The 25,170-nt window shown below is 68.9% G+C and carries 29 protein-coding genes; 16 read left to right on the top strand and 13 right to left on the bottom strand.

What is annotated here, in order from left to right; genetic code table 11:
* Positions 1-18 precede the first annotated feature (18 nt).
* Positions 19-780, top strand: coding sequence for a DeoR/GlpR family DNA-binding transcription regulator (locus ACWCOV_RS02050; RefSeq protein ID WP_449827354.1), 762 nt, complete (start codon positions 19-21; stop codon positions 778-780).
* The gene (locus ACWCOV_RS02045; protein ID WP_449827353.1) at positions 777-1,943 is read left to right on the top strand and encodes an MFS transporter; all 1,167 of its coding nucleotides are present in this window, start codon (positions 777-779) and stop codon (positions 1,941-1,943) included. Before ACWCOV_RS02050 ends, ACWCOV_RS02045 begins: the two co-directional genes overlap by 4 nt.
* Here the strand turns inward: ACWCOV_RS02045 and ACWCOV_RS02040 are convergent.
* Complete coding sequence (locus ACWCOV_RS02040) at positions 1,927-3,039, bottom strand: trans-sulfuration enzyme family protein (RefSeq protein ID WP_449827352.1); 1,113 nt, start codon at positions 3,037-3,039, stop codon at positions 1,927-1,929. The two genes, ACWCOV_RS02045 and ACWCOV_RS02040, sit on opposite strands and share 17 nt — an antisense overlap.
* 145 nt (positions 3,040-3,184) lie before the next feature.
* The gene (locus tag ACWCOV_RS02035) at positions 3,185-3,799 is read right to left on the bottom strand and encodes a TetR/AcrR family transcriptional regulator (protein ID WP_449827351.1); all 615 of its coding nucleotides are present in this window, start codon (positions 3,797-3,799) and stop codon (positions 3,185-3,187) included.
* 76 nt (positions 3,800-3,875) lie between these two features.
* On the opposite strand from ACWCOV_RS02035, the gene ACWCOV_RS02030 reads away from it, so the two are divergent.
* Positions 3,876-4,511 carry a cytochrome P450 gene (locus ACWCOV_RS02030; RefSeq protein ID WP_449827350.1) on the top strand — a complete coding sequence of 212 codons (636 nt, stop codon included), beginning with the start codon at positions 3,876-3,878 and terminating at the stop codon, positions 4,509-4,511.
* A 101-nt stretch (positions 4,512-4,612) separates the two neighbouring features.
* Positions 4,613-5,743 (top strand): D-alanine--D-alanine ligase family protein, encoded by a 1,131-nt coding sequence (locus ACWCOV_RS02025; RefSeq protein WP_449827349.1) that lies wholly within the window; start codon positions 4,613-4,615, stop codon positions 5,741-5,743.
* Between the two features lie 14 nt (positions 5,744-5,757).
* Here the strand turns inward: ACWCOV_RS02025 and ACWCOV_RS02020 are convergent, their stop codons facing one another.
* The 4 genes from ACWCOV_RS02020 to ACWCOV_RS02005 form a co-directional block, all read right to left on the bottom strand.
* The gene (locus ACWCOV_RS02020; protein ID WP_449827348.1) at positions 5,758-6,960 is read right to left on the bottom strand and encodes an RNA polymerase sigma factor; all 1,203 of its coding nucleotides are present in this window, start codon (positions 6,958-6,960) and stop codon (positions 5,758-5,760) included.
* A gap of 6 nt (positions 6,961-6,966) precedes the next feature.
* Positions 6,967-7,383, bottom strand: a complete 417-nt coding sequence (locus ACWCOV_RS02015) for a YciI family protein (RefSeq protein WP_449827347.1) — start codon at positions 7,381-7,383, stop codon at positions 6,967-6,969.
* 120 nt (positions 7,384-7,503) lie between these two features.
* The gene (locus ACWCOV_RS02010) at positions 7,504-7,959 is read right to left on the bottom strand and encodes a DUF3515 domain-containing protein (protein ID WP_449827346.1); all 456 of its coding nucleotides are present in this window, start codon (positions 7,957-7,959) and stop codon (positions 7,504-7,506) included.
* 28 nt (positions 7,960-7,987) lie between these two features.
* Entirely contained in the window at positions 7,988-8,224 is a 237-nt protein-coding gene (locus tag ACWCOV_RS02005) for an Lrp/AsnC family transcriptional regulator (protein WP_026163142.1), read from the bottom strand.
* A 137-nt stretch (positions 8,225-8,361) separates the two neighbouring features.
* Between ACWCOV_RS02005 and ACWCOV_RS02000 the strand changes: the two genes are divergently transcribed.
* Genes ACWCOV_RS02000 through ACWCOV_RS01990 form a run of 3 tightly spaced genes read left to right on the top strand, consistent with a single transcriptional unit; the run spans position 8,362 to position 10,749 of the window.
* Positions 8,362-9,324 (top strand): thiamine-phosphate kinase, encoded by a 963-nt coding sequence (locus ACWCOV_RS02000; RefSeq protein ID WP_449827345.1) that lies wholly within the window; start codon positions 8,362-8,364, stop codon positions 9,322-9,324.
* A 1-nt stretch (position 9,325) separates the two neighbouring features.
* Entirely contained in the window at positions 9,326-10,129 is an 804-nt protein-coding gene (gene thiD, locus ACWCOV_RS01995; RefSeq protein ID WP_449827344.1) for a bifunctional hydroxymethylpyrimidine kinase/phosphomethylpyrimidine kinase, read from the top strand.
* Complete coding sequence (locus tag ACWCOV_RS01990; protein ID WP_449827343.1) at positions 10,126-10,749, top strand: DinB family protein; 624 nt, start codon at positions 10,126-10,128, stop codon at positions 10,747-10,749. Before thiD ends, ACWCOV_RS01990 begins: the two co-directional genes overlap by 4 nt.
* Here ACWCOV_RS01990 and ACWCOV_RS01985 read toward each other — a convergent pair.
* A complete protein-coding gene (locus ACWCOV_RS01985; protein WP_449827342.1) occupies positions 10,727-11,878 on the bottom strand; it encodes an ROK family transcriptional regulator in 1,152 nt (383 codons plus the stop codon). The two genes, ACWCOV_RS01990 and ACWCOV_RS01985, sit on opposite strands and share 23 nt — an antisense overlap.
* A gap of 47 nt (positions 11,879-11,925) precedes the next feature.
* On the opposite strand from ACWCOV_RS01985, the gene ACWCOV_RS01980 reads away from it, so the two are divergent.
* Together ACWCOV_RS01980 and ACWCOV_RS01975 are read left to right on the top strand one after the other, a co-directional pair.
* The gene (locus ACWCOV_RS01980) at positions 11,926-12,582 is read left to right on the top strand and encodes an HAD-IA family hydrolase (RefSeq protein WP_449827341.1); all 657 of its coding nucleotides are present in this window, start codon (positions 11,926-11,928) and stop codon (positions 12,580-12,582) included.
* Positions 12,579-13,703, top strand: a complete 1,125-nt coding sequence (locus ACWCOV_RS01975; RefSeq protein ID WP_449827340.1) for an MFS transporter — start codon at positions 12,579-12,581, stop codon at positions 13,701-13,703. The genes ACWCOV_RS01980 and ACWCOV_RS01975 overlap by 4 nt, the downstream gene beginning before the upstream one ends.
* Positions 13,704-13,706: 3 nt before the next feature.
* Here ACWCOV_RS01975 and ACWCOV_RS01970 read toward each other — a convergent pair whose 3' ends face one another.
* The 4 genes from ACWCOV_RS01970 to ACWCOV_RS01955 all read right to left on the bottom strand — a co-directional run bounded on the left by ACWCOV_RS01970 (position 13,707) and on the right by ACWCOV_RS01955 (position 16,253).
* Positions 13,707-14,669 (bottom strand): GNAT family N-acetyltransferase, encoded by a 963-nt coding sequence (locus ACWCOV_RS01970; protein WP_449827339.1) that lies wholly within the window; start codon positions 14,667-14,669, stop codon positions 13,707-13,709.
* Positions 14,670-14,738: 69 nt separating this feature from the next.
* The gene (locus tag ACWCOV_RS01965; protein WP_449827338.1) at positions 14,739-15,338 is read right to left on the bottom strand and encodes an AMIN-like domain-containing (lipo)protein; all 600 of its coding nucleotides are present in this window, start codon (positions 15,336-15,338) and stop codon (positions 14,739-14,741) included.
* A 58-nt stretch (positions 15,339-15,396) separates the two neighbouring features.
* The gene (locus tag ACWCOV_RS01960; protein ID WP_449827337.1) at positions 15,397-16,011 is read right to left on the bottom strand and encodes a DUF5994 family protein; all 615 of its coding nucleotides are present in this window, start codon (positions 16,009-16,011) and stop codon (positions 15,397-15,399) included.
* The gene (locus ACWCOV_RS01955) at positions 16,008-16,253 is read right to left on the bottom strand and encodes a LapA family protein (RefSeq protein ID WP_449827336.1); all 246 of its coding nucleotides are present in this window, start codon (positions 16,251-16,253) and stop codon (positions 16,008-16,010) included. Before ACWCOV_RS01955 ends, ACWCOV_RS01960 begins: the two co-directional genes overlap by 4 nt.
* 398 nt (positions 16,254-16,651) lie before the next feature.
* Here ACWCOV_RS01955 and ACWCOV_RS01950 point away from each other — a divergent pair, with 398 nt between their 5' ends.
* Together ACWCOV_RS01950 and ACWCOV_RS01945 are read left to right on the top strand one after the other, a co-directional pair.
* The gene (locus tag ACWCOV_RS01950) at positions 16,652-16,978 is read left to right on the top strand and encodes a hypothetical protein (protein WP_449827335.1); all 327 of its coding nucleotides are present in this window, start codon (positions 16,652-16,654) and stop codon (positions 16,976-16,978) included.
* Positions 16,975-17,232, top strand: coding sequence for a hypothetical protein (locus ACWCOV_RS01945; RefSeq protein WP_449827334.1), 258 nt, complete (start codon positions 16,975-16,977; stop codon positions 17,230-17,232). Before ACWCOV_RS01950 ends, ACWCOV_RS01945 begins: the two co-directional genes overlap by 4 nt.
* A 9-nt stretch (positions 17,233-17,241) precedes the next feature.
* Here ACWCOV_RS01945 and ACWCOV_RS01940 read toward each other — a convergent pair whose 3' ends face one another.
* Together ACWCOV_RS01940 and ACWCOV_RS01935 are read right to left on the bottom strand one after the other, a co-directional pair.
* A complete protein-coding gene (locus tag ACWCOV_RS01940) occupies positions 17,242-18,831 on the bottom strand; it encodes a GxGYxYP domain-containing protein (RefSeq protein ID WP_449827333.1) in 1,590 nt (529 codons plus the stop codon).
* A 76-nt stretch (positions 18,832-18,907) separates the two neighbouring features.
* A complete protein-coding gene (locus ACWCOV_RS01935; RefSeq protein WP_449827332.1) occupies positions 18,908-19,507 on the bottom strand; it encodes an HAD family hydrolase in 600 nt (199 codons plus the stop codon).
* 204 nt (positions 19,508-19,711) lie between these two features.
* Between ACWCOV_RS01935 and ACWCOV_RS01930 the strand changes: the two genes are divergently transcribed.
* The 5 genes from ACWCOV_RS01930 to rpmB all read left to right on the top strand — a co-directional run bounded on the left by ACWCOV_RS01930 (position 19,712) and on the right by rpmB (position 25,124).
* Positions 19,712-20,989, top strand: coding sequence for an ABC transporter substrate-binding protein (locus tag ACWCOV_RS01930; protein WP_449827331.1), 1,278 nt, complete (start codon positions 19,712-19,714; stop codon positions 20,987-20,989).
* Position 20,990: 1 nt separating this feature from the next.
* Positions 20,991-21,983, top strand: a complete 993-nt coding sequence (locus ACWCOV_RS01925) for a carbohydrate ABC transporter permease (RefSeq protein WP_449827330.1) — start codon at positions 20,991-20,993, stop codon at positions 21,981-21,983.
* A complete protein-coding gene (locus ACWCOV_RS01920; RefSeq protein ID WP_449827329.1) occupies positions 21,973-22,800 on the top strand; it encodes a carbohydrate ABC transporter permease in 828 nt (275 codons plus the stop codon). Before ACWCOV_RS01925 ends, ACWCOV_RS01920 begins: the two co-directional genes overlap by 11 nt.
* A gap of 24 nt (positions 22,801-22,824) precedes the next feature.
* Positions 22,825-24,807 (top strand): aldo/keto reductase, encoded by a 1,983-nt coding sequence (locus ACWCOV_RS01915; RefSeq protein ID WP_449827328.1) that lies wholly within the window; start codon positions 22,825-22,827, stop codon positions 24,805-24,807.
* A 95-nt stretch (positions 24,808-24,902) separates the two neighbouring features.
* Positions 24,903-25,124 carry a 50S ribosomal protein L28 gene (gene rpmB, locus ACWCOV_RS01910; protein ID WP_131355194.1) on the top strand — a complete coding sequence of 74 codons (222 nt, stop codon included), beginning with the start codon at positions 24,903-24,905 and terminating at the stop codon, positions 25,122-25,124.
* Positions 25,125-25,170: the final 46 nt, after the last annotated feature.

Raw genomic sequence — 25,170 nt, 5'->3', positions numbered from 1 at the left:
GATGGTAGATTTCTGCGCGTGAGGAGTGCAGAACGGCACCAAGTGATCGTAGAACGACTGCGCAGGGTGGACCGAGTCACGGTCCAGGAACTGGTCGAGGCCACCGAGGCGTCCGACATGACGGTCCGCCGCGATCTCGACTTCCTGGCCGCTCAAGGCGTCCTGAAGCGGGTCCACGGCGGAGCTGTGTCCGCGATGCCGTCGGGTGTCGAGCCGCCGTACTCGCTGCGTGCCCAGGCTGCAGTCGCGGCCAAGCAGGCGATCGCCGCTGCCGCCGTCGAGCACATCCATGACGGCGAGACGATCGTGCTCGACAGCGGGACGACGGCGCTCGAGGTGGCCAAGCTCCTGCACGACCGCGCGGTCACCGTCATGCCGCTCTCGCTGCACATCGCGACCGAGTTGGCCGAAGCGCCGCGGATCCGGCTGCTGATGCCGGGCGGGGAGGCGCGCAAGGGCGAGCTGGCCCTGGTCGGTCCGCTGACCGTCGCGTCGCTGCGGGCGCTGCGGTTCGACGTCGCCGTACTCAGTCCGTGTGCCTTCAGCCTCGACGCCGGGCTGACCGCCTTCGACCTCGGTGATGCCGAGGTCAAGCAGGCGGCGCTCGACGTCGCCACCCGCACGATGGTGCTGGCCGACGGCGCCAAGTGGGACCGCGCCGCGCTGGCGTACGTGTGCCCGGCCGACCGGCCGGACCTGATCATCACCGACCCGACCGCCCCGGAGGATCAGAGGACCATGCTTGCCCAACGTGGAGTGCTGGTCGAGGTGGCCTCTTGACCGCTACCGATCTGCGTCCGCAGACCGCACCGCCAAGAGCCGCCCGCGTCGCCACCTGGACCTACTTCGGTCTCAACGGTTTCGCCGTCGGCATGTGGGTCGTCCACATCCCCAGCATCGAGCACGCCACCGGGATCACGCACAGCACGCTCGGTCTGCTGCTGCTCGCGCTGGGCGGTGCCGCGTTCCTCGGCATGCAGGTCGCCGGTCCGCTGGCCGACCGTCTCGGCCAGCGCAGGCTGGTCCCGGCGACCGGTGTGCTGCTCGGCCTCGCCCTGCCCTGGCCTGGGGTCGCCCAGAACTGGTGGACCCTCGGTCTCGCGTTGATGGCGCTCGGGTTCGCCAACGGCTCGATCGACGTCGGGATGAACGCCCAGGCCGTGGTGGTCGAACGCGGCTACCCGCGCCCGATCATGGCCGCGTTCCACGCGATGTGGTCGATCGGTGGGGCGTTCGCCGCGCTGATCGGTGCCGCCACCCTGCGGGCCGAGGTGCCGACCGAGGTGACGCTCGGTCTGGCCGGCGTCCTGTGTGTCGTGGTGTCGCTGGTCGTGAGCCGATTCCTGATCGAGGCGGCGCCCGAGGAACACGAGGATCAGGAGGAACGCGCGAAGCCGCCGGCCAAGTTGGTGTGGGCGCTCGGCGGCCTCGCCTTCGGCCTGATGCTCGCCGAGGGTGTGGCCAACGACTGGGCCGCCCTGCAGTTCCGCGACGTGCTCGACACCTCGGTCAGTACGGCGGCCTACGCGTACGGCGCCTTCGCTGTCGCGATGACCGTCGGGCGCTTCCTCACCGACCGCGTCGCGGCAGTGGTCGGCCCGGCCGCGATCGTCCGGTACGGCGCTGCGATGGCGGCGATCGGGCTGACCATCGTGATCGTCGTACCGTGGGTGCCGGTCGCGCTGTTCGGCTGGGCGTTGTTCGGTCTCGGCCTGGCCGGCGGCGTGCCGCAGCTCTTCACCGCCGCAGGCAACCTCGACCCGCGCGCATCCGGTGCGTTGATGGCACGTGTCGTCGGACTCGGGTACGTCGGCCTGCTGGCCGGGCCGGCGTTGATCGGCGGGCTCGCCCACTGGATGCCGCTGAATCTCGCGTTCATCCTGCCGGTGGTGTTGTGCGTGCTGACGTTCCTCGGCGCGCCGGTGCTCAAGTCAAGGTCTTGAGGGCCTGCTCGAGATCGGCCCAGAGGTCGTCGGGGTGCTCGATCCCGACGGCCAGCCGGATCAGGTCGTCCGGGATCGTCGGCACCTCGATCGGCCAGCGGCGACGGCGTTCGAGCATCGACTCGACGCCGCCGAGGCTGGTCGCGTGCACCCAGAGCGCCGTACTCTCGCAGACCCGCTGAGCACCCTCGGCGTCACCGCCGAGCTCGAACGACAGGATCGCGCCGAAGCCGGACATCTGGGCGGCGGCCCTGGCGTGGCCCGGGTCGGTCGGCAGGCCCGGGTACCGCACGCGGCTGACGCGCGGGTGCTCGAGCAGGCGCTCGGCGAGGAAGGCGGCGTTGGACTGGGCGCGCTCCAGTCTCAGGGCGAGTGTCCTCAGACCTCTGAGCGCTAGCCAGGCCTCCATCGGACCGGGGATCGCGCCGAGACTGCGTCGCCGGAGCTCGATCGCGTTCCAGAGCTCGTCGTCGGCGGTGACGACGGCGCCGAGGACGACGTCGGAGTGGCCGGCGATGAACTTCGTTGCCGAGTGCATCACGACGTCGGCGCCGTACCTGAGCGGCTGCTGGAGGAGCGGGGTCGCGAAGGTGTTGTCGACGACAACGGTCGCGCCGGCTTCCCGTCCGGCCGCGGACAGCGTCGGCAGGTCGGCGACCTCCATCGCCGGGTTGGTCGGCGACTCGATCCACAGCATGTCCGCGCCGGCGGTCGCTGCTCTCACGGCGTCGGTGTCCGCGACGTTCACTCGCTCGACGGTGAGGCGTTTCGTCGCTGCTTGCTGGTCGAGCAGGGCGAGTACGCCGGAGTACGCGTGCTGCGGCGCCACCACCTTGCCGCCGACCGGCACCAGGTCGACGATCGCCGCCACCGCCGCCATCCCCGACGCGAACGTCAGCCCCCGACCGCCCTCCAACTCGCCCAGCGTCTCCTCGAGCGCCACCCACGAGTCGTTGCCGAACCGCCCGTACCCCCGATCCCCGCCGGCCACATACGTGGAACTGAACACCGGCGAGTGGCCGACCGGCGCATTGGCCACCCGCTCCGGCCGCCCCGCATGCACAACAACAGTCGACGGATCGAGATCAGAGCTCATACCGCGATTCTCCCGGCAGCGCCTCACAAGGAGTCGAGCGGGCCGGTCACCGGACAGGTTCACCGCCGGGGCGCGCGTCAGCTGGCGGAGGCGCGTTCACCGCCGGGGGGCAGCTGGCGGAGGCGCGTTCACCGCCGGCCTCCGGTCAGCTGCCGGAGGCGTTGACCGCGGGGAGGGGGATGCCGCCGCCTCGGAGGAGGGTCATGGCTTGGCGGGCCAGGGTTCTGACCTCGGTGGTGCCGGGGTTGTCGACCCAGAGGCGGACGACGGTTTCGATGATGTTCATGGCGATGCCGGCGGACAGGGCGGCGGTGAACTCGACGGATTGGGGGTCGTCGCCGGGCAGGCGCCGTACCAGCTCGTCGGTCAGCTCGTTGCGGAAGCGCCAGATCGTCTCGTTGAGGTGAGCGCTCACGGACGCGGTCTGCGCGGCCAGGTCGAAGACGGCGCGCACCCGGTCCGGGTTGCTGTCCAGTTGCTCCAGCACGCGCTCGATCACCGACTGCAGGCCGTCCGGCAGATCCACCTCGGGCTGCTCGCGGAGCCAGGCGACCGCGCCCAGCAGGCAGTCCTCGACGAACTCCAGGACGAGCGTCTCCTTGGTCGGGAAGTAGCGGTACAGCGTGCTCGGTCCGACCTCGGCGGCAGCGGCGATCTGCTCCACCGTGGTCCGGCCGAAGCCGTGGTCGGTGAACAGCTCGAACGCCTTGTCCGCGATCAGCCGGCGGGTCCGCTCCCGCTTCAGTTCGCGCAGTCCCATCTCCACCTCCGCGGGCACAGTACCGGTTCCGGCGTGTCATGGGTGACTCTGCCATACGGTAGTCACTACCAAAATCTTGCTGAAGGGACGGCCGCGGATCGTGGCGATGGTCGCGGACCACATCGACGCCATGCTCGCCGCCGGCGGGCCGGTCGACCTGGTCGAGGCGTTCGCGCTGCCGATCCCGTCGCTGGTGATCTGCGAGCTGCTCGGCGTGCCGTACGAGGACCGCGACCAGTTCCAGGAGCGCAGCGCGATCCTGGTGGCGATCGACCGGGACATGGACGAGGTGACGCACGTCAGCGACGAGCTGAACCAGTACATGGTCGGCCTGGTGCTTGCGAAGCAGGCCCGCCGCGACGACGACCTGCTGTCCCGGCTGATCACTCGCGCCGAGGAGGAAGGGCAACCGCTCACGCTGCCGGAGCTGGTGTCGATCGGCATCACACTGCTGATCGCCGGCCACGAGACGACCGCCAACATGATCGCCGTCAGCACTCTCGTGCTGCTGCGCAACCCGCCCCAACTCGCTGCCCTGCGCAAGGATCCATCGCTGGCTCCGGCCGCGGTCGAGGAGCTGCTGCGGTACCTGTCGGTGGGGCTCTACACCCGGATCCCGACCCTGCGGGTGGCTGTCCCGTTCGAGGAGATCCGCTTCAAGGACAACACCCTCGTGTACGGCGTCACCGCCCTGCCGGTCACCTGGGAGTGATCGGATAACCACGGTGTGTGGATAGCTACGGACCGCGATCTGAAGAGCTCTTAACCGAGCCCAGGTCGGAACCTGATCGCGAGGCCGCTACAGTCGAGCCGGTGAGTGAGTACTCGAGGGAACAACGCAAGCCCCGTGTCGCCGTGGTCTTCGGCGGCCGGTCGAGCGAGCACGCCATCTCCTGCGTGACCGCGGCCAACGTGCTGCAGGTGATCGACCGGGACAAGTACGACGTGGTGCCGGTCGGCATCAGCACCAGCGGCCACTGGGTGCTGGAGAGTGGCGACCCGGAGCGGCTGTCGATCACCGACGGCAAGCTCCCGGAGGTCGACGTGACCGCGTTGCCGGTGCTGTTCGGCGCGAACCGCGAACTCGTGGTCAGCGAACCGGGCCAGGTGCCGAACACGCTCGGCGAGGTCGACGTGGTCTTCCCGCTGCTGCACGGCCCGTGGGGCGAGGACGGCACCATCCAGGGCCTGCTCGAGATGTCGGACATCCGGTACGTCGGTTCCGGTGTCCTGTCCAGCGCGGTCGGCATGGACAAGCACTACATGAAGGTGGTCTTCCAGGCGGCCGGCCTCGAGGTCACGCCGTACGTCGTCATCCGCGACCGCGACTGGACCCGCGACCCGCAGGCGTGCCGTGCTTCGGTCGACGCGCTCGGCTACCCGGTGTTCGTGAAGCCGTGCCGTGGGGGGTCGAGCCTGGGGATCAGCAAGGTCAACAGCCTCGCCGAGCTCGACGACGCGGTCGCCGAGGCGCGGGCGCACGACCCGAAGGTGATCGTCGAGGCGTCCGCGAAGAACCCGCGCGAGATCGAGGTCGGGGTGCTCGGCGGCCTGGACGGCGGCCCGGCCGAGGCGAGTGTCTGCGGTGAGATCGCCGTCTCCGGTGGCGGGCACGACTTCTACGACTTCGAGACCAAGTACCTGCCCGAGGGTGAGGAGTACACCGCCCTCTCGGTTCCCGCCGACCTCCCCGAGGAGATCGCGGCGGAGATCCGCGCCAAGGCACTGACCGCGTTCGACGCGATCGAGGGTGAGGGCCTCGCCCGGGTCGACTTCTTCCTGGACGCTGACGGCCGGGTCGTCATCAACGAGATCAACACCATGCCCGGTTTCACCCCCACCAGCATGTTCCCGCGCCTCTGGGCCGCCAGCGGCGTCGACTACCCAGCCCTGGTCGACCGCCTCCTGACCCTGGCCACCACCCGCCCCACCGGCCTTCGCTAACCCCTGCCCGCCGCTCAGAGGCGGTGCGCGCGGGTGTGGAGGTAGCGCTGTTGGGGGAGGCTCGTCGCACGATCGGCGGCCTCCTCGTACGCCGCCCGCGCACCCGCCGCATCGCCGGACATTTCCAGGAGATGGGCGCGGACTGCTGGTAGGCGGTGGTCTGAGGTGAGGCGGTCGTCGGTCTCGATCGTCGACAGGAGTTTGAGGCCTGCCTCGGGACCGTGGGCCATCGCGACCGCGACGACCTGGTTCAGGGCGACCATCGGGTTGTCGACCTGCTGCAGGAGCACGTCGTACAGCGCGACGATCTGGGGCCAGTCGGTATCCGCCGCGGTCGGGGCCTCGTCGTGGATGGCGGCGATCGCGGCCTGGAGTTGGTAGGGGCCAACGGGTCCGCGGGGCAACGTTGCAGTGATCAGGTCGACTCCTTCCTGGATCAGCTCCGGGATCCAGTGGGACCGGTCCTGCTCGTCCATCGGGACGAGCTCACCCAGCGGTCCGGTCCGGGCCGGCCGTCGCGCGTCGGTCAGCAGCATCAGCGCCAGCAACCCGGCGACCTCACCGTCGTCAGGCAGCAGCCGGTGCAGCATCCGCGCCAGCCGAATCCCTTCCGCCGCCAATTCCACCCGCTGCAGGGTCGGCCCTGTCGTGCTCGAGTAGCCCTCGTTGAAGATCAGGTAGACGACCTTCAGCACCGCGCCCAGCCGCTCGTCCCGATCCGCCGGCAGGGCGAACCGGGCACCGCTGTCCTTCACGGTCGCCTTGGCCCGGCTGATCCGCCGGGTCATCGTCGCCTCCGGCACCAGGAAGGCCCGCGCGATCTCCGTCGTGGTGAGACCGCCGACCGCCCGGAGCGTCAACGCGATCTGCGACGCCGGGGACAACGACGGATGGCAACACATGAACAGCAGGACCAGGGTGTCGTCGGCGTCCGCGACCGGCTCACTCGGACCGGTCGCCCACTGCGCCACCCGGTCCTCGCGCCGCTGGCGGGCCTGCTCGCGACGGAGCAGATCCGTCAGCCGGCGCGAAGCAACCGAGATCAACCACGCCCGCGGACTGTCCGGGATCCCGTCCACCGGCCACTGCTGCGCCGCGGCCAGCAAGGCCTCCTGCACCGCGTCCTCCGCGGTGTCGAAGTGCCCGAATCGCCGGACGAGCGCTCCGAGCACCTGCGGAGTGAGCTCGCGGAGCAGATCCTCCAGGGCCGCGGCCATGACCGGTCAGTCCGCGATCTCGCCGCGGCCCTCGATGATCGGCCGGACGTCGGCGTACGCGGTCGCCCGGACGAACTCCGGCGCCGGTGTGTCGCCGAGCCGGGCCGCGATCTCGGTCGCCCGGTCGAACGACTCGCACTCGACGATCCAGTACCCGGCGAGCACCTCCTGGGTCTCGGCGTACGGCCCGTCGGTCACCACCGCGGCGCCGTCCTTGGACCCCAGCCGCCGGGTGTGCACCGGCGCCGCGAGCCCGCGCGTCTCGACCAGTTCACCGGACTCGACCAGGTCGTTGTTGAACTTCTCCATGAAGGCGCCCATCGCCGCGAAGTCCTCGGCGGTCCAGGCCGGCTTGCCGGTGTCCTTGCCCGCCATCCCGTCGTAGTCCTGCTGCGACGCGTAGGTGAGGATCATGTACTTCATCGCAATCTCCCGTCGTCCAGGGCACCACCGCGGTGCCGCTCGCCTGGTACGTCGCCCCCGCCGGATCGAACCGGACACCGCCGACGAACTTTTTTCGGCTTCGACTGGAGTATGCCGTTGTCAGGTGCAGGGAGTGATGAGTTTGTTGTACCTGTGGACAGCGTCGGAGACGTCGGTCAGGGCGTTCGCCTCAGGGGCGTACTTCGACGGGACCGCGACCTCGAGGTACACCTGGCGGCCGATGGTGGTGAAGATGAAACCGTTCCCGACTTCCTTGGCGAACCAGCCGACGCCGTTGACCTCGAAGCACTGCGACTGTGCCTCGGCCATCCCGGCCGGCGCGGCCACGCCGCAGGTCACCTCGATCGGCGGATCGCCGTACGCGGTGGTGAGCGGACTGGCGGGCTCGGTCTTGCGCCGCGACGCGTCCAGCACCTTCTCCGGCAGCGCCTTCACCAGCGGTTCACAGGCGGCTGCGACTTCGGGGCCGGCAGACGGTACGGCGACGGGCGCGGGACCCGGGCTGCACCCGACCAGCACGATCAGGCCGAGTGCAGCGAGCAGGACTTTGGGCATGCGAAAGACGGGCGGGGCCCCGTGGCGCTCAGATGTGGACGACGGGGCAGGTCAGGGTGCGGGTGATGCCGGGCACGTTCTGGACCTTGGCAACCACCAGCTTGCCGAGCTCGTCGACGTTGCGGGCTTCGGCGCGCACGATCACGTCGTACGGACCGGTGACGTCCTCGGCCAGGGTGACGCCCTGGACCTCGGCGATCTGTGCCGCGACGTCGGCAGCCTTGCCGACCTCGGTCTGGATCAGGATGTAGGCCTGGACCACCACGTCGTTCTCCACTCAGTCGTCCTCAGCGGGCACCGGCCGTGCTCCGCAGGGGTACTGCGAGACGGCCGGGCGTACTCTTCGTTGCCCGGTCACGGTACCGCCTAGACTCCGGTTGGCGATATGGGAGGTCTGCTGACGTGACAGAGACGTTGGGGAGCACGGGTGAGTTCGGCCTGATCGCGGCCGTCACCAAGGGGCTGTCCACAGGTGAGGACGTCCTGGTCGGGCCGGGTGACGACGCGGCCGTGGTGGCGGTGCCGGACGGCCGGATCGTGATCACGACCGACCTGCTGGTGGAGGGCCGGCACTTCCGCCAGGACTGGTCGTCGGCATACGACGTGGGCCGCAAGGCCGCCGCGCAGAACCTGGCCGACATCATGGCCATGGGCGCCCGGCCGACCTCGCTCGTGGTCGGGTTCGGCGCGCCCGCGGACCTGCCGACCGCCTGGGCGCTGGAGCTCAACCAGGGCCTGGTCGACGAGGCCGAGCTGGTCGACGTGAGCATCGTCGGCGGAGATACCGTGCAGTCGGACAAGATCGTCGTCTCGGTGACCGCGTTCGGCTCGCTGGACGGCCGTCCGCCGGTGCTGCGCTCCGGCGCGCGCCCGGGTGACGAGGTCGCGTACATCGGACGGCTGGGCTGGGCCGAAGCGGGCTGGTCGGTGCTGGCGCGCGGGTTCCGCTCGCCGCGCGCCGTGGTCGAGGCGCATCGCCGGCCGCAACCGCCGTACGCCGAAGGGCCTCGGGCCGCTCAGTCCGGTGCGTCGTCGCTGTGTGACGTCAGCGACGGTCTGCTCGCCGACCTCGGCCACATCGCCGTGGCGAGCCAGGTGGCCATCGACGTGCACACGCAGGCGTTGACTGTGCCCGAGCCGCTGCAGGCAGTCGCCGCCGCGACCGGTGTGGACGCGCTCAAGTTCGTCCTGACCGGCGGCGAGGACCATGCGCTGGTCGGCACCTTCGAGCCCGCCGACGTGCCCGAAGGGTGGACCGTCATCGGCTCGGTTGCAGAAGGCAACGAGGAACGCCCGGCCGGAACCGTGACCGTGGACGGAGCGGCGTACGCCGACGAGTCCGGTCACGCTCACTTCAGGAGTTGAGATGCTGCCCAGAGTGCTGACGATCGCCGGATCCGACTCCGGCGGCGGCGCCGGGATCCAGGCGGATCTGAAGGCGATGCTGGCCAACGGCGTGCACGGGATGAGTGTGCTGACCGCGATCACCGCCCAGAACAGCCTCGGCGTGCAGGGCGCGTGGGAGCTGCCGGAGGAACAGGTCCGGGCGCAGTTCCGCAGTGTGGTGGACGACATCGGCGTCGATGCGGTCAAGACCGGCATGCTGGCCTCTGCGTCGATGGTCCGGGTGGTCGCCGACCTGCTGCGCACGCTGCCGCCGTCTGTGCCGGTCGTGGTGGACCCGGTGTCGGTGTCGAAGCACGGCGACGCGTTGCTGGCTGCCGATGCGATGGACGCCGTACGGTCGGAGATCGTGCCGCTGGCAACGGTCCTGACACCGAACCTCACCGAGCTCGGACCGGTCGCCGGCATGGACCTGGAGACGGTGGAGGACCGCGAGCTCGCCGCGAAGCTGCTGCTGGACGCCGGCGCCAAGTGGGTGCTCGTGAAGGGCGGTCACGACCCCGGTACGGCGTCTGTGGACGTGCTGCACGGTGACGGAGTGCGACGGGCTTACAGCGCCGTACGCGCCGACAACAGGCACACGCACGGCACCGGCTGCACGTTGGCAAGCGCGATCGCGTCGTACCTCGCCCGTGGGTACGACGTACCCGGTGCCGTGGGGGCTGCGAAGGAGTACGTGACCGGGGCGATTGGGGCCGGGTTCGCGCTCGGTGGTGGAATCGGGCCGGTCGATCACGCCTGGCGATTTCGAGGGAGCAGCAGTTGAGCAAGCAGCAGCCGCCGGTTGACGGGTACTGCGAGCAGTGCGGGTTCAACTACGACACAGGTGACCTGCAGGGCACAGTGACGTTGCTCATCCGGCAGGCCGCCGACTGCAGCATGGCGCTGACGAAGGCAGCGGCCGGTCCGGACCCGGACGTCGTACGGCTGCGGCCGGAGCCCGAGGTGTGGTCGGCGATCGAGTACGCGTGCCACGTGCGCGACGTGCTGGAGGTGCAGCGGCAGCGGATCGCGCAGTGCCTGGCCGAGGACCGGCCGGTGTACGCGCCGATGGACCGGACCGGTCGGGTGAAGCAGGCCAAGTACGAGGACCAGGACCCGATGGAGGTCGCTGCTGCCCTGGTGCGGTTCGCTCGCGAGTTCGGCGCTGCTGCGCGGGTGCTCACGCCGCCGCAACTGGGCAAGCTGGGCCTCTACAACTACCCGGTGCGGGCGCCGCGGACGCTCGGCTGGATCATCCGCCACACCGCGCACGAGATCCAGCACCACCGCCACGACATCACGACGATCCTGGCGAAGGTGGAGCCGCCCATCGTGCCCAAGCCGCCGGCCGAGGCGGTCGGCGCCGAGGAGACGGACGAGGTCAGCGCCGATCAGCCCAGCTAGCGATCGACGGCTCCGTCGTCAGGTGGTCGAGAGCCAGTGCTGCAGCACCACGCAGCGGGCCGTCGGGCTGGTACGTGGCTGAGAGGACCGGCGGGGGAGCGGCCCGGTGGAAGTTCATCAGGCCGGCCAGATAGGCCTGCTCGAAGGTGGACTCGGCTGCGGCTCGGAGTGGGATCGCCAGACCGCCCACAGTGACTACCTCTGGGTCGTGCGCGTTGACGAGCCCGGCGATGCCTGTCGCGAGTGCGGTGACCACTTTGGCGACCGCACGGCTCGCAGCACGGTCAGTACGGCGTAGCACGGCCTCTGTGTAGCCGTACGGGTCATCTGGTGTCGGCTCCTTGAGGTGTCGAGCCAGGGCGCGCCCGTCGATCTCCAGATCCCAGCAGCCGCGCGCACCGCACGGGCACTGGCGTCCACGCTCGCCGAACGGGATATGTCCGTACTCGCCACCCGCCCCAGACGTCCCCTGCGCCGGTACGCCGTCGATCAGCAGCGTGCCGCCGATTCCGACCTCGACTATCAGGTGCAACGCCGTACCCGCACCGGCTGCGGCACCCGTGCGAGCCTCCGCCACACCACTCAGCGTTGCGTCGTTGCCGACCAGCAGCGGGAGGTCTGTGACCGTCTGCAGGTCGACTTCGGCCCAGCCGAGCGTGGGTGCCTGCATCAGGCGGTTGTCGCGGATGGTTCCGGCTGCTGCCAGGCTCACCACTTGCAGGCGATCGCCGTACTGCTCTTGCGCTTGCCGCACGGCCTTCTGCAGGTTGCCGAGCACCACCTGTGGCCTCCGACTGCGGTGCCGCTTGGACTGCTGCTCCAGGAACGACCCGTCGAGCGCGACCACGGCGCTCCGCCAGCTGCCCTGCCGCAGCTCCAGCGCGAGGACCACAGGGCCGCGCGGATGCGCCCGCAGCACGGTCGTCGGCCGACCACGCCCCTGACTGGGCGCCGGGACCTCGGTGAGCAGTTGCACGTCGCGCAACCGGGCAGTGACCTCGGTGGCGGAGCTGGTGCTCAACCGCAGCTCCCGCGCGACCGCGGCCCGCGTGATCCCGGGCCGACGGCTCACCCTCGCGAGTACGTCGGCAGCGGTCTGCCACTGCCCCCGGCGAACACCTGTCGTCATGCCATGGTTCTACCTTATGCTCGTCGTACGAGTTTAATGGAGGGGTGATGAGGATCCGCGACATCCGCGCCGTGTTGTTCGACATGGACGGCACGCTGGTCGACTCCGACGCCGCCGTGGAGCGTGCGTGGACGGTTTGGGCGGGGGAGTACGACGCCCCGGTGGCCGATGTGCTCGCCATCGCGCACGGCAGTCCGGCGGAGTCCACCGTCGTACGCATGCGTCCAGACCTCTCCGCGACTGAGCAGGCCGTAGCCGCGGCCCGGCAGTTGGAGCTCCAGTACGACGACGTGTCCGACGTGACCGCGACACCGGGCGCCGTCGAGGTGCTCGGTGTGCTGGATCGGCTCGGCCTGCCGTGGGCTGTCGTGACCAGTGCGGACAACCGGCTGGCGAAGGTGCGCCTGGCCGCAGCCGGCATCGCACCGCCCGTATTGGTGACAGTCGAGGACATCAGTCGGGGCAAGCCGGACCCTGAGGGGTATCTGCATGCTGCTGAGCTTCTCGGCGTACCGACGGAGCAGTGTCTGGTCGTAGAGGACGCAGCGGTCGGCCTGGCGGCTGGGCGCGCGGCGGGAGCGGTGACCGCGGGTCTGAAGGGGCTGGAGGCTGACATCCGGCTGACCGATCTGCATCAGCTTGCCGACCTGCTCACCACCGCCCGGACGGAGGGCACGGGGTCTGGCGACCTGACCGCCGGATGACCGGGCGGTCAGACGAGATCCGGATCGGTGTCGGGCTCTCGTCGATGGGGTACTTGCTGGCCGGACTGGGTGCCTGCATCGCTCTGCTCGCGCGGGACCTGAGCGAGTCCACCGGCCGCCTCGCCTTGCTGTCGTCGGCCTTTGCGGTGGGGCTGGTCGTGGTCGCTGTCGTGGGCCCGATGCTGCTGCGGTCGTGGGCGCTGATCACCGTGCTGCGCCTCGGGTCGCTGGTGTGCGCGGCCGGAGCTGTTCTGCTGGCACTGGCGCCTGCGTACGGCGTGGCGGTCGCAGGCGGGCTGTGTATCGGACTGGGTGGGGCGCTGCTCGTTCTCGTTGCTCCGCTGGTGTTGCACGGTCCTACGGCTGCGTCGCGGTTGAGTCGGGTCAATGCGGTCGCCAGTGCGACCGGGATCCTGGCGCCGCTTGCGATCGGTGCGGTCGACTCTGTTGGTCCGACGGGTCGGTTGGCGCTGCTCGCCGCCGTACCGCCGCTTGTCGCTCTCGCCGTACTGAAGGGGCCGGTTGAGCCGCGCCCGCAGGAGCCGGTCCATAGGTCGAGTGGCACTGCGGCTGCGGCGGTTGCGCTGGGGTGGCTGCGCGTTGTGCTGGCCGTTGGGGTGGAGTTCTGCTTTGTGGTGTGGGCAGTCGCGCGGCTGGCGGCTACGGGCTTGCCGATGGCAACGGCCGCGTTGCTGGGGAGCGCGTTCCCGATCGGTATGGCGGTCGGGCGCGCAATCGGCCCGATCCACGTGCGTGGCCTGTCTCCCGTCGTACCCGGCGGTTTGCTCGCGATCGTCGGCACCCTGCTCGTCAGCCTCTTCGACAGCCCGACCGCGGTCACCCTCGGCCTGGTCCTGGCCGGCACCGGCGTGGCCCCGCTCTACCCAGTCACGCTCGCCGCCCTGGTCGCCATCCCAGGGCTCAACCCCACCCGCCTGTCAGCCATCGGCGCCCTGGCCTCCGGCACCGCCATCCTCATCACCCCAGCAGCCCTGGCTCTCGTGGCCCGAGCCGTCCCGCTCCGCACGGCGTACCTGATCGCCCTGCCCCTGCTTGTCCTCCTGATCGCGCTCAGCCCGCGCGTACGGCGCCGTACACCCACCTACGTCGTCGGGACGTAGAGGTCACCTGACGGGCACGATGCGGCGCCAGCCGTCGAGGACGACGGTGGCCTCCATACCGACCGACTGGTACAAACCAAGAGCCGGCGTCGGGTTGTTCGTGTCGACGTTGAGAATCGTGCCGTCCCGGCCGGCGGCCGCGTCGAGCGCGAAGGCGTCGCGCAACAGGAACTTCGCCAGACCACGCCCCCGGAACTCCTCGACCACGCCGAGCATGCCGATGTAGCCGCAGTTCTCGGTCTCGACGTACCTGTCGCTGCAGTCGCGGACCGCGACGACCCGGCCGCCGACCTCGAGCAGCGTCAGCTGGGACCACTCGAAGACGGGCAGGTCCTCGTGTGCCTCGAGCCAGTCCTCGTGTGCGGATTCGACCCAGCCGAACTGGCCGCGGAAGCACTCGTTGATGGCCTCGTGCGCAGCCCAGCGGGTGGCGTCGTCGAAGGCGCCACGGCGGATCACGGCGCCGGCGGGCGCCGCCGGGACGGCAACCGGTCCGGTGTGGTCGATCCGCATTCGGAAGTACGTCGTGCCGGTGGCGAAGTCGTGATCGCACAACTGCGCGCGCAGCAACTCGTCGGCCCGGTACACGAACGCGTCGACGGTGACCTCGGCCCGGCCACGCTCGCGTCCCATCTCCTGGGCGCGGTGCATGGTCCGATCGACCAGCCAGCCGGCGACCTCCGGGTCCTGCGACGCCACCTCGATGCCGATCACCTGACGGTCACCGGCGCCGAGCGCGGTCGCGTATCCGGCCGGCAGGCCGCTCGCGGCGAGCACGAGCCAGCCGTCGGTCGAGCGGTCGAAGCCAGGCATGTCGATGCAGTAGGCGACTTCCTGCAGCGTGGTGTCGGCGAACCCGACCACTGCCGTGTTGTAGGCCGCGAGCATGCCGAAAATGGCGTCGGCATCGGCCGGCTCAGGCGATCGGACGGTATATCCGTCGGGTAATGCGGCGATAGTCGGCATGATTCCTTACCTGCCCCCTGGACACTTTTTGGATGCGCCCGGGGGCGTCAAAGTCATCGATCAGTGGTTTTACCAGCTGTGGGCGACATCCACCACGATGCGGCTGGTGGATCCTGGTCCGGTCAGGGTGAAGACGCGGAACGGAAGTCGAGCGCGGACGCCGAGCCCGATCGTGGTCTCACCTTCGAAACTGCCGGCGGACGCGACTTGCCGGAAGGTCCGGTACCCGCTCACGTTCGTCAGCTCGGCGTGGTTCGCCGGGTTGTACGTGCTGCGGCCGGCGTCGTCGTACGAAGGCACCGAGAGGATGATCTCCAGCTTGGCGCCGCCGCGGAGCGGCACGAGCTCGCCTTGTCCTACGGTGGAAACGTCCTTCACGTAGTGCGCGCGGAACCAGGACGGCTTGCCCACGACATCGAACACGATGCGGTCGAAACAGGTGTGCCGGCCGGAGCGGACGTTCGTCAGGACGCCGGATCCGCGATACGTGCTTGCCTCAGGCAATGAGCCCCAACCGGTGGGGCACGTGGTGGTGGCTGCTGTCGTGGTGGACGAGTCGGCGAGCGCCGGCACGGCTACGGCTCCCGCCGGCACTGCGGCGATCGCCAGGACGGCAACGGCAGTGCGGATCGGTCTTCGGATGGTTTGGATGGTTCGAATGGATTTCACTTGGTTCCCCCTTGGAATTACTTGTTAGATGCACCCAGGGGAACCGAAGTTGACATAATCAGGTGGTGATTTCAGGTGCCCGAACCGGCACGCACCGCGACGAGCATCGAAATGACGAACTCTGTGGCCTACAGCGCCCTTTCGGCGCGGCCTGAGGTGTTCGCGGCGAGGTGACCCCTTCGGTCTCCCAGGCGTCCTCGGGCGTTGTGCCGGCTGGTCGTGAACTGCTTGCCGCAGTCGACACGAGGTCCTGTGCGTGGACCCGGTTGCGTGCGGTGGCGGCAAGCGTCATCGCGGCATCGGCTACGCCTGGTTCGGTGCCTGGCGGGATGACGGCCAGATCGACGCGGGTCCCGGCCCGGTGTGACAGGGCGATCAGCAAACCGGGCGGCTGGCTGGCAAAGTAGCCCAGCCGAACGAGTCGCCCGGCCACGGCCAGACGGCGTGGATGGCTGTCCCAGTCACTGGCATGGAGCATCATCCGGGTGATCGGCCCGTGCAGTGCGTCGATGGCCAGGATGAGGCCGGGGAGCTCCGCGACGGGATCGGTCGAGCGTGGCCACCAGCCACCGTCGAGGAGTTCGGGCGCGGCGCCGGGCTGGAGCTGTAGCCGTGGTGTCGACGGTTCGGTCGAGGAGAAGACTGTTCTGCCGTCGTTGGCGGTGAGTGTCATGACGAGGCCTCAGTTCTCCGGCGGCGCACGACGCGGCACAGTTGGGTCATCCGGGCGGCCCCAATCGTCGTGGCCACGAGGGTCGTGGCGACGCCGGCGATGAACAGGGCCAGGGCGAGCGGCAGGGAGCCGTCCATCCAGAGGAAGTGGACGTCGACGCTGCCGGTGTTCTGCAGCATGAAGATGATCAGTAGGACGAGACCGGCCACGGCGGCGCAGATCCCGAACCACGCGGCACTCATGCGGGTGCGCGGCGCCCGGGGAGGCAGCGGTTTCGAGAGTTCGTCGACTGCCGACGGCCGCGTGACCGGTGCCGACGTGACTGGTTCGGGCGTGCTGCGAGCACGTTGAAAGACGGACATGACATTCCCTGCGGAAGGGCCGGCGTGGCTGGCAGCCTCAAGCGGGATGTCGTCGATTCCGGAACTACCTTCACATTACGCCTGTCCGGACCGGAAAGACATGCCGAACGCCCCGCGCCAGGCGCCTGCGGTGGGACAACCGAGACCTGACCATGCCATGCACCCTGCAACCACTCCTCGGCGGTCGCGTCGCCTGGGGCGGTGCACGTTCGTGAACCTGCAGTCCACGATCTACGCTCTCGTGAGCCGAGCGGGTAGACTGGGGAGACTCCGGAGCGATGGCATTCCACGTGGCATGTCGGGAACCCCCGCAGCCCTACGAGGCGATCTGCATGTCCATCCAATCCCTCCCCGTCCGTGGCGGCGCATCGCGTCGCTCCGCGGCGGATCACGATCTCCTCTACCTGTTCGCCGAGGTCATGTCCGCTCGCGCGGCCGATCGGCTGACGCGAGGACAGCGGCGTCCGGACGCTTCCTCCAACAGCGACGCGAGCCGCCTCACCTTGTCACTCGGTGCCTACGCCGCAGCCCTGGAGCAGTACCGGCTCCCAGTGCCGCCGGTGATTCGCGACGAACTCCGCCTGCGCAATGGGTTGCGGTCATGAACGGCAAGGAACAAGTCCGGACCTTGCACGCCCACGCGGACTGGACGCTGCGCAGCTTCCCGCTGCCCGCACACGTCATGGTCCTGGTGGCAACAGGCTGGCGCCGAGGCTGGCTCGTCGCTCGCGAAAACGGCCCCGCCGGCTGGAGCGGGCTCGTGCAGTACGAGCAGGGCGATGTGGAGATCACCGAGTACCTGCCGGCTGACCACATCGCCTCACCCGACATCTGGCTCACGACTGAAGGCGACAGCTGATCGGAGCCCCTAGGGCCTGGCGTACTTGCCCACCATCTTCACCAAGGTGTCCGGCGGGACGATCTTGACGTGCGGAGCAAGGCCGTTGACGACGGTCATGACGTTGTCGACGGACTTGCTCCAGGCGTGCCACAACACGATCGAGTAGCCGGCGGTGGCGCGGGGATTGCGGGTGGCGGTGTTGAGTTCCGCGGTCACTGACGCTTCGTCGGCACCCTCGAGGCCGTCCCAGAGCATGGTGCGCGCCGAGATGACTGGCTTGCCTTCGGACCAGACGACCTTGCCCTTGTGGGTGTCGTAGCGGGAGTACTCGAGGTAGATGAGGCCGTCGATCTGGGGGTGCTTGAGGTACGACGACCAGAGTCGCTGGTCCTGGAAGGAGTCGAAGTCGATGATCTGGACGGCTGAGAGATCGGCGCGTTCCATGGACTGTGCCAGTGCGGCCGTGTGCTTGGTCAGCGCAGCGGCGGGGTAGCGGCTCGGGTACATGTAGCCGCCACCTGAGGGGCCGACGACCCAGCGGTCTTTCGCGGACTGGTCGTAGTACCAGCGCATCACCGACGGCGCAAGGTCGATGAGGGACGGCGAGATGCCCCAGCCCAGGTCTACCTGGCCGCGGAGCGGGCTGCCGAACCAGCGTTTGTCGGTGGGGAAGTCGCCGAGCATCCACTGGATGTTGTCGCCGTCGGTGATCAGGAACGTCACGTAGTGGGCGTTCGGATCCGGTTCGGGGACCCTCCCCCCACCCCCTCCGCGCTGGCTCAAGCGGTCTTCGCGGATACCGGACAACACCGACAGGTTGCGGGCGTGGTCGGCGGGGATCGCCTTGACGCCGGCGTCGGAGTTGGGACCGATGAACTTGTCCTCGCCCTGGGCGGCGTCGCCCCAGCCGATCACGGTCGCGTCGTCGTCGAGTGCGCCGACCACCTCGGCGCGGAAGTCCGAGTTGCCGTCGAAGAAGGCGAGCGTCCCCGCCATCGTGACGTAGTCCCGCAGCCGTTCCGGCCAGTCGGCGCGCTGCTCGATCGCGACGTCGTGCCGCAACCGGGCCCAGTAGTTGTCCAGCACCCAGCGGTCGTCCTTGTCCCGCACGTCCAGGACCTTGCGCAACCCGTTCCGGATCGCGAGTGCCTCCAAGCTCTCCTCGACAGCCACGGCACCTGTCAGCCCGGCGAGCGTGGTCGCCACGTTGACCGACGGGGTGCCCGTTCGGAAGAGAACATATCCGCCGACGCGGGACCGGCTGACGGTTTTCCACAGGTCGCCGGCGCGGGCGTGGACGCCGTACCGGGAGACCAGGTCGTCGAGCCAGAACTGGTAACCGAGCGAGGGGATGTTCAGGTACAGCGTCTCGCTGCCACGCCGGGCCAGCAGACCCTGCAGCGTGGTCGCCAGCGTGCGCTCGGCGGGGCTCAGGGCCGACTCGTCCAGGACGCTCAGCAGCCGCGGCCGCTGACCTTTCGGGTACGCCGAGACCGCTGCCGCCGGGCCGGCGAACGACGAGGCCGGAAGAGCGAAGGACGGAGCGAGAGAGCCAAGGCCGACGCCGGCGGTCAGGCCGAGGGCATGGCGGCGGGTGAGACGTCGTCGATCGGACATGCGGTGCCTCCAGGAGCGGCTGGTGACTGTCCTACGTTGTCATCTGCCGGGCGACGATGCCACAACCGTGCACACATCACAAGAGTTCGTACTGGCGAAGCAGTGCAGTCAGCGTGTCGACGCCGGACGAGAGGTCGTACGCCTCGGCGTGCAGCCCGACGCTCCGGGCACCCGCCACGTTGCTTTCGTTGTCGTCGATGAACAGCACCGACGACGCGGGCAACTCCAGCGTGCCGAGGATGGCCCGGAAGTACGCCGGATCAGGCTTGGCCAGCCCGAGGTCGCACGAGTAGAAGGTCTGGTCGAACCACTCGCCATACCCGCGTTCGTCCTGCATGATCGCGCGCCGGTACGCCTGCTGGTTGGTCGCGAGATGGCAGCCGACGCCGTCGGCGCGCAACCCGGCGATGATCTCCAGAACAGCCGGCTCGGCCGCGAACCAGTGCCACGGCTCCAGCGCGTCCTCCAGCGACACCGGTGAGCCCCAACGCCGAAGGACCTCGGCGACCGCGTCCCGGAAGTCGCCCTTCCCGACCAGGCTCGGCTTCTCCGCCGCCATCAGGTCGGCGACGAACGCGGAGCCGTCGGCGGGGACGAACGACGTCAGCCGGGACCACCAGTCGATCGTCGGGCGCTGGATGACGCCGTCGGCGTCGAAGAGAACGGCGGAGATCATGCCGCCATCCTGTCAGGCAGCCCGAAGCCGGAACGAAGCTGGGAACTGTGTGACAACCCGCGGGTTGCGCTGGGCGGGGATGGCCGGAGGCGGCAACCATGGGCCCTTGACCGGTTCAGCGGTATGCGCTTACCTAGTCGGTGCCTGAACAATTATGGACAACTTCCGGCGGAAATGAACACAGAAAGCGCCAGGTGAAGGCGTATGACAGTGAGCAGAAGGAAGTTCCTGGCGCTAGGCGCCGCCGCGTCCGCGGCCGGCCTCACCGGCTGCGGGTCCCGGAGCTCCCTCGGCGGGTCCGACGAGCTCAGCATGTGGACCTGGGTCGGCTCGGTGAACGACGACCTGATCGGCCAGGCCGAGAAGGCGATTCCCGGGTACGACGGCATGCGCCTGGCGATGACCCGGATCGGCACCAACTACAAGACCAAGGTGCTGACCTCGCTGGCCGGCAAGTCGCTGGTCCCGGACATCGTCGCGATCAACGACGACGTCGCGACGTACTTCCCGAACGCCGACCAGTTCGTCGACCTCAAGACCCTCGGCGCCGACGAGCACGAGTCCGACTTCCTGGCCTGGAAGTGGAAGCTGGGCATCACGCCCGACGGCAAGATGATGGCCTACCCGATGGACACCGGGCCGACCGCGCTGTTCTACCGCACCGACATGTTCCAGAAGGCCGGGATCGACACCGATCCGGCCGCGGTCGCCGAGCTGGCGCCGACCTGGGACGCCTACATCGAGCTCGGCAAGAAGCTGAAGGCCGCGGTCCCGGGCTCGGCGATCACCGACAACATCACCGGCGTCTACCTGTACGCGCTGGCGCAGCAGCCGAAGCGCTACATGACCGAGGACGGCCAGTACATCGGCGACCAGGACCACATCCGCGAACAGTTCGACCTCGCGATCCGGGTGGTCAAGGAAGGGCTGTCCGCGAACGCACAGGCGGACACGACCGACGCCGACGCCGTCGTCACCAACGGCAAGCTCGTCGCCTACAACGCGGCCGTGTGGTGGGCCCAGCTCGGCCCGAAGAACGCGGCCCCGAAGACCAAGGGACTCTGGCGGGTGACGGCAGCTCCTGGTGGGGCCGGCAACCGCGGCGGGTCGTTCCTGGCGATCACGAAGTACTGCAAGAACCCCGAGGCCGCGTTCGCGTTCATCAGCTGGCTGGAGTCGGCGAAGAACCAGGCGCAGGCGTTCCTCGACCCGGTCCTCTTCCCGTCCACGCCGGCCAGCTACACCGACGAGCGGATGACGGCGCCGGACCCGTTCTTCGGTGGTCAGCGGATCGTCGACGTCTTCGGCGCGTCCGCCAAGAAGTACCCCGGGGCCTACTTCAGCCCGTACGACTCGATCATCGGCTCGCCGATCGCCGCCGAGCTCGTCAACGTCGAGACCGCCGGCAAGTCGCCCGACCAGGCGTGGGCCGACGCGCAGCGGCAGGTCGAACGCGAACTCACCCGAGCGGGGGCGATCTGAGATGGCAGTCACCAGCAAGACCCTCCCGGCCGCGATCAGCACCACCAAGGACCCCGGCCAGAAGCCGCCGGGCAAGTACCGCCAGGCGCTGCCGCAGTACGCCGCGATCTCGCCGTTCTTCATCCTGTTCGCGGTGTTCGGCGCTTTCCCGGTGCTGTTCTCGATCTGGATCTCGTTCCACTCCTGGGACGGCATCGGCCAGATGAAGTGGGTCGGGCTGGAGCAGTACAGCTACCTGCTCGCCGACCCGAAGTTCTGGCAGTCGATCGGGAACACGCTCGTCATCTGGGTGCTCTCGACGGTCCCGATGCTGCTGCTGGCGCTGGTGATCGCGAACGCGCTGCACAACGCGACCCGGTTCCGCAGCTTCTACCGGGTCGCCTACTTCATCCCGAACGTCACCTCGATCGTGGCCGTCACGATGGTGTTCGGCTCGATCTTCAGCAACAACTTCGGCCTGCTGAACGCGTTCCTGCAGTCGATCGGGCTGACCAAGATCGAGTGGCTCACCCAGCCGTGGGGGATCAAGATCGCGATCGCCACCATCGTCACCTGGCGCTGGGTCGGCTACAACGCGATCATCTTCCTGGCCGGCCTGCAGGCGATCTCCAACGACGTCTACGAGGCGGCCAAGGTCGACGGCGCGTCACCGCGGCAGACGTTCTGGCGGATCACCGTCCCGCTGCTGCGCCCGGTGATCCTGTTCACCGCGGTCACCTCGACCATCGGCGGCCTGCAGATCTTCACCGAGTCCCAGGTGCTGCTGGGCGACACCGGCGGACCGGGCGGGGCCGGGATGACGATCGTGTCGTACCTGTACGAGAGCGCGTTCCTGGACAACCAGTTCGGGTACGGCGCCGCGATCGGCTGGGCGCTGTTCATCCTGATCGTGCTGTTCAGCATCATCAACTGGCGGCTGATCGGCGGTGGTGAGGACCGGATCGGCCGGCGCGCCGCCCGCCGCAACGCGAAGGAGAACGCCGATGCGAGCTGACCGGACCCGCAACATCATCAGCCACGTCGTGCTGATGTTCGGCGTCGTGCTGTCGATCTTCCCGTTCTACTGGATGGTCGTGATGGCCTCCAACACCACGCCGGACATCTTCAGCTACCCGCCGAAACTCGTGATCGGCTCGCACCTGTTCGAGAACATGGGCAAGGTGCTCGACAACATCGACTTCTTCGGCTCGATGCTGATCACGCTGATCGTCTCGCTGGCGGTCACCGTGCTGGTGCTGTTCTTCGACTCGCTGGCCGCGTTCGCGTTCGCCAAGTACGAGTTCCCCGGCCGCAACTGGCTGTTCGGGTTGCTGCTGGCAACGTTCATGATCCCGGCCCAGCTGTCGCTGGTGCCGCAGTTCGTGACACTGGCCGAGTTCGGCTGGATCGGGTCGCTGAAGGCGCTGATCATCCCCGGCGCGGCGAACGCGTTCGGCATCTTCTGGATGCGCCAGTACGCCCGCGGAGCCATCCCCGACGAGCTCATCTCGGCCGCCAAGGTCGACGGCGCCGGCTTCTTCCGGCAGTACCTCACCGTCGGCATCCCGGTGCTGCGGCCGGGCCTGGCGTTCCTGGGCATCTTCACCTTCATCAACGTCTGGAACGACTACCTGTGGCCGTTGATCGTGATGACCGATCCGAACAAGCTGCCGCTCCAGGTCGCGCTGCAGCAGCTGAACGGCATCTACGGAACCGACTACTCCATGGTGATGGCGGGTGCTTTGATGAGTGTGATCCCACTCATCGGCGTCTTCATCATCGGTGGACGCCACTTCATCGCCGACATCGCCGCCGGCGCCATGAAGTTCTGACCCCACAACCGAACGGGACACCTCTTGACTGACACCACCCTCCGCTGGGGAATCATCGGCACCGGGAACATCGCGTCCCGGTTCGCCGGCCAGGTGCCGACGTCGGCGGCCAACACGGTCGTCGCCGTCGGCAGCCGGTCCGTCGACTCGGCCAACACCTTCGCGGACAAGCACGACATCCAGAACCGGCACGGTTCGTACGACGACCTGCTGGCCGACGAAACCGTGGACGCGGTGTACGTCGCCACACCACACCCGATGCACCCGGAGTGGGCGATCAAGGCCGCCGAGGCCGGCAAGCACGTGCTGTGCGAGAAGCCGCTGGCGATCAACAAGGCCTGGGCCGAGACCATGATCGAGGCCGCGGTCGCCAACGACGTCTTCCTGATGGAGGCGTACATGTACCGCTGCCTGCCGCAGACCAAGCTGATCGCCCAGCTGGTCCGCGACGGCGAGCTCGGCACCGTCCACCAGATCCAGGCCACCTTCGCGTTCGCCTCGTCGTACCGGCCGGAGAGCCGGATCTTCGCCGACGAGCTGGCCGGCGGCGGCATCCTCGACGTCGGCGGCTACCCGGTCTCGATGGCCCGGCTGATCGCCGGCGCCGCGACCGGGCAGCCGTTCGCCGACCCGGCCGCGGTGACCGCGGTCGGGCACGTCGGCGAGACCGGCGCCGACGAGTGGTCGGTCGCGACGCTGTTCTTCGACGGCGGCGTGACCGCCCAGGTGAGCACCGGCGTCCGGCTCCGCGACGACAACCAGGTCCGGATCTACGGCAGCGAGGGCTACCTCGTCGTCGAGGACCCGTGGTTCGGCGGCGACGGCAAGCCGACCCACGTCACCCTGCACAAGGCGGGGGAGGAGCCGCGCGACATCTCCGCCGAGCCCGCCCTCATCTACGCCGCCGAGGCCGAGGCGGTCGCGGCCGCGATCGAGCAGCGGCAGGCGCCCGAGATGAGCTGGGCCGACACCCTCGGCAACCTGGCCGTCCAGGACGAGTGGCGCAAGGCGATCGGGCAGCAGTACGCGAGCGAGCGGGACGACGCGATCATCCCGACCGCGACCGGACGGCCGCTCGCCAAGCGCGCCGACGCCCCGATGAAGTACGGCCGCGTGCCCGGTCTGGACAAGGACGTGTCCCGGCTCGTGATGGGCGTGGACAACCAGCAGACGCTGACCCACGCGGCGGCGATCTTCGACGACTTCGTCGAGCGCGGCGGCACGACGTTCGACACGGCGTACATCTACGGCGGCGGACGCGGTGAGAAGCTGCTCGGCCAGTGGATCACATCCCGCGGCAACCGCGACCAGGTCGTTGTGATCGGCAAGGGCGCCCACACCCCGCACTGCGACCCCGAGTCGATCACCCGGCAGCTGCACGAGAGCCTCGAGCGGCTGCAGACCGACCACGTCGACCTCTACCTGATGCACCGCGACAACGAGGAGATCGCGGTCGGCGAGTTCGTCGACGTCCTGGACGAGCACTTCAAGGCCGGCCGGATCAAGGCGTACGGCGGTTCCAACTGGTCCACCGCGCGGTTCGACGAGGCCAACGCGTACGCCGAGGCGAACGGCAAGCAGCCGTTCACCCTGCTGAGCAACCACCTGAGCCTGGCCCGGGCGTACGACGTACCGTGGAAGGGCTGCCGGCACGTCGCCGACGACGAGTCGCAGGCGTGGTTGCGGGACCGGCAGGTCGCGCTGTTCCCGTGGTCCAGCCAGGCCCGCGGGTTCTTCACCGGCCGGGCCACGCCGGAGGACCGCTCGGACGAGGAACTGGTCCGCTGCTTCTACTCCGACGAGAACTTCCGGCGGCTCGACCGGGCCCGCGAGCTCGCCGCCGCCAAGGGCGTCGAGCCGACCGCGATCGCGCTAGCCTGGTTGCTGCACCAGCCGTACCCGGTGTTCCCGCTGATCGGGCCGCGGCACATCAGCGAGACCAGGACCTCGATGCCGGGGTTGTCGGTGGACCTCACCGACGAGGAAGTGGCTTGGCTCACAGCCTGAACGCCCAGCCGAACCACGTCCCGAGCCGAATTGGTCGTGCGCAGACGCCCATGTAACATGGTCTGTCGGTGTCACGACCCTGAACACGGAGAATCATGTCTAAGAAGTGCGATGTCTGCGGCAAGCAGCCGACGTTCGGCAACAACGTTGCCCGCCTGGGTAAGGGCGCGATGATCCGCCGGGTCAAGGCTCGCACGCCCCGGCGGTTCAACCCCAACATCCAGCCGGTCCGGGCGCTCATCAAGGGCACCCCGACCCGCCTGAAGGTCTGCACGTCCTGCATCAAGGCCGGCAAGGTCCAGCGCGTCGTCGGCTGACCCCAGCTTTCTCCGTTGTAGGGCCTGAACAGGCGCCCGGGATCAT

It is taken from the genome of Kribbella sp. NPDC002412 (assembly GCF_053592935.1).
This window is presented reverse-complemented; position numbering and strand designations above follow the sequence as displayed.

Excerpts from the sequence above, each read along its gene's own strand:
- ACWCOV_RS02040 (WP_449827352.1), bottom strand. The coding sequence starts at position 3,039 with ATGAGCTCTGATCTCGATCCGTCGACTGTTGTTGTGCATGCGGGGCGG.
- ACWCOV_RS02035 (WP_449827351.1), bottom strand. The coding sequence starts at position 3,799 with ATGGGACTGCGCGAACTGAAGCGGGAGCGGACCCGCCGGCTGATCGCG.
- ACWCOV_RS02020 (WP_449827348.1), bottom strand. The coding sequence starts at position 6,960 with ATGGCCGCGGCCCTGGAGGATCTGCTCCGCGAGCTCACTCCGCAGGTG.
- ACWCOV_RS02015 (WP_449827347.1), bottom strand. The coding sequence starts at position 7,383 with ATGAAGTACATGATCCTCACCTACGCGTCGCAGCAGGACTACGACGGG.
- ACWCOV_RS02010 (WP_449827346.1), bottom strand. The coding sequence starts at position 7,959 with ATGCCCAAAGTCCTGCTCGCTGCACTCGGCCTGATCGTGCTGGTCGGG.
- thiD (WP_449827344.1), top strand. The coding sequence starts at position 9,326 with ATGCTGCCCAGAGTGCTGACGATCGCCGGATCCGACTCCGGCGGCGGC.
- ACWCOV_RS01985 (WP_449827342.1), bottom strand. The coding sequence starts at position 11,878 with ATGACGACAGGTGTTCGCCGGGGGCAGTGGCAGACCGCTGCCGACGTA.
- ACWCOV_RS01980 (WP_449827341.1), top strand. The coding sequence starts at position 11,926 with ATGAGGATCCGCGACATCCGCGCCGTGTTGTTCGACATGGACGGCACG.
- ACWCOV_RS01975 (WP_449827340.1), top strand. The coding sequence starts at position 12,579 with ATGACCGGGCGGTCAGACGAGATCCGGATCGGTGTCGGGCTCTCGTCG.
- ACWCOV_RS01970 (WP_449827339.1), bottom strand. The coding sequence starts at position 14,669 with ATGCCGACTATCGCCGCATTACCCGACGGATATACCGTCCGATCGCCT.
- ACWCOV_RS01960 (WP_449827337.1), bottom strand. The coding sequence starts at position 16,011 with ATGACACTCACCGCCAACGACGGCAGAACAGTCTTCTCCTCGACCGAA.
- ACWCOV_RS01955 (WP_449827336.1), bottom strand. The coding sequence starts at position 16,253 with ATGAGTGCCGCGTGGTTCGGGATCTGCGCCGCCGTGGCCGGTCTCGTC.
- ACWCOV_RS01950 (WP_449827335.1), top strand. The coding sequence starts at position 16,652 with ATGGCATTCCACGTGGCATGTCGGGAACCCCCGCAGCCCTACGAGGCG.
- ACWCOV_RS01945 (WP_449827334.1), top strand. The coding sequence starts at position 16,975 with ATGAACGGCAAGGAACAAGTCCGGACCTTGCACGCCCACGCGGACTGG.
- ACWCOV_RS01940 (WP_449827333.1), bottom strand. The coding sequence starts at position 18,831 with ATGTCCGATCGACGACGTCTCACCCGCCGCCATGCCCTCGGCCTGACC.
- ACWCOV_RS01935 (WP_449827332.1), bottom strand. The coding sequence starts at position 19,507 with ATGATCTCCGCCGTTCTCTTCGACGCCGACGGCGTCATCCAGCGCCCG.
- ACWCOV_RS01930 (WP_449827331.1), top strand. The coding sequence starts at position 19,712 with ATGACAGTGAGCAGAAGGAAGTTCCTGGCGCTAGGCGCCGCCGCGTCC.
- ACWCOV_RS01925 (WP_449827330.1), top strand. The coding sequence starts at position 20,991 with ATGGCAGTCACCAGCAAGACCCTCCCGGCCGCGATCAGCACCACCAAG.
- ACWCOV_RS01920 (WP_449827329.1), top strand. The coding sequence starts at position 21,973 with ATGCGAGCTGACCGGACCCGCAACATCATCAGCCACGTCGTGCTGATG.
- rpmB (WP_131355194.1), top strand. The coding sequence starts at position 24,903 with ATGTCTAAGAAGTGCGATGTCTGCGGCAAGCAGCCGACGTTCGGCAAC.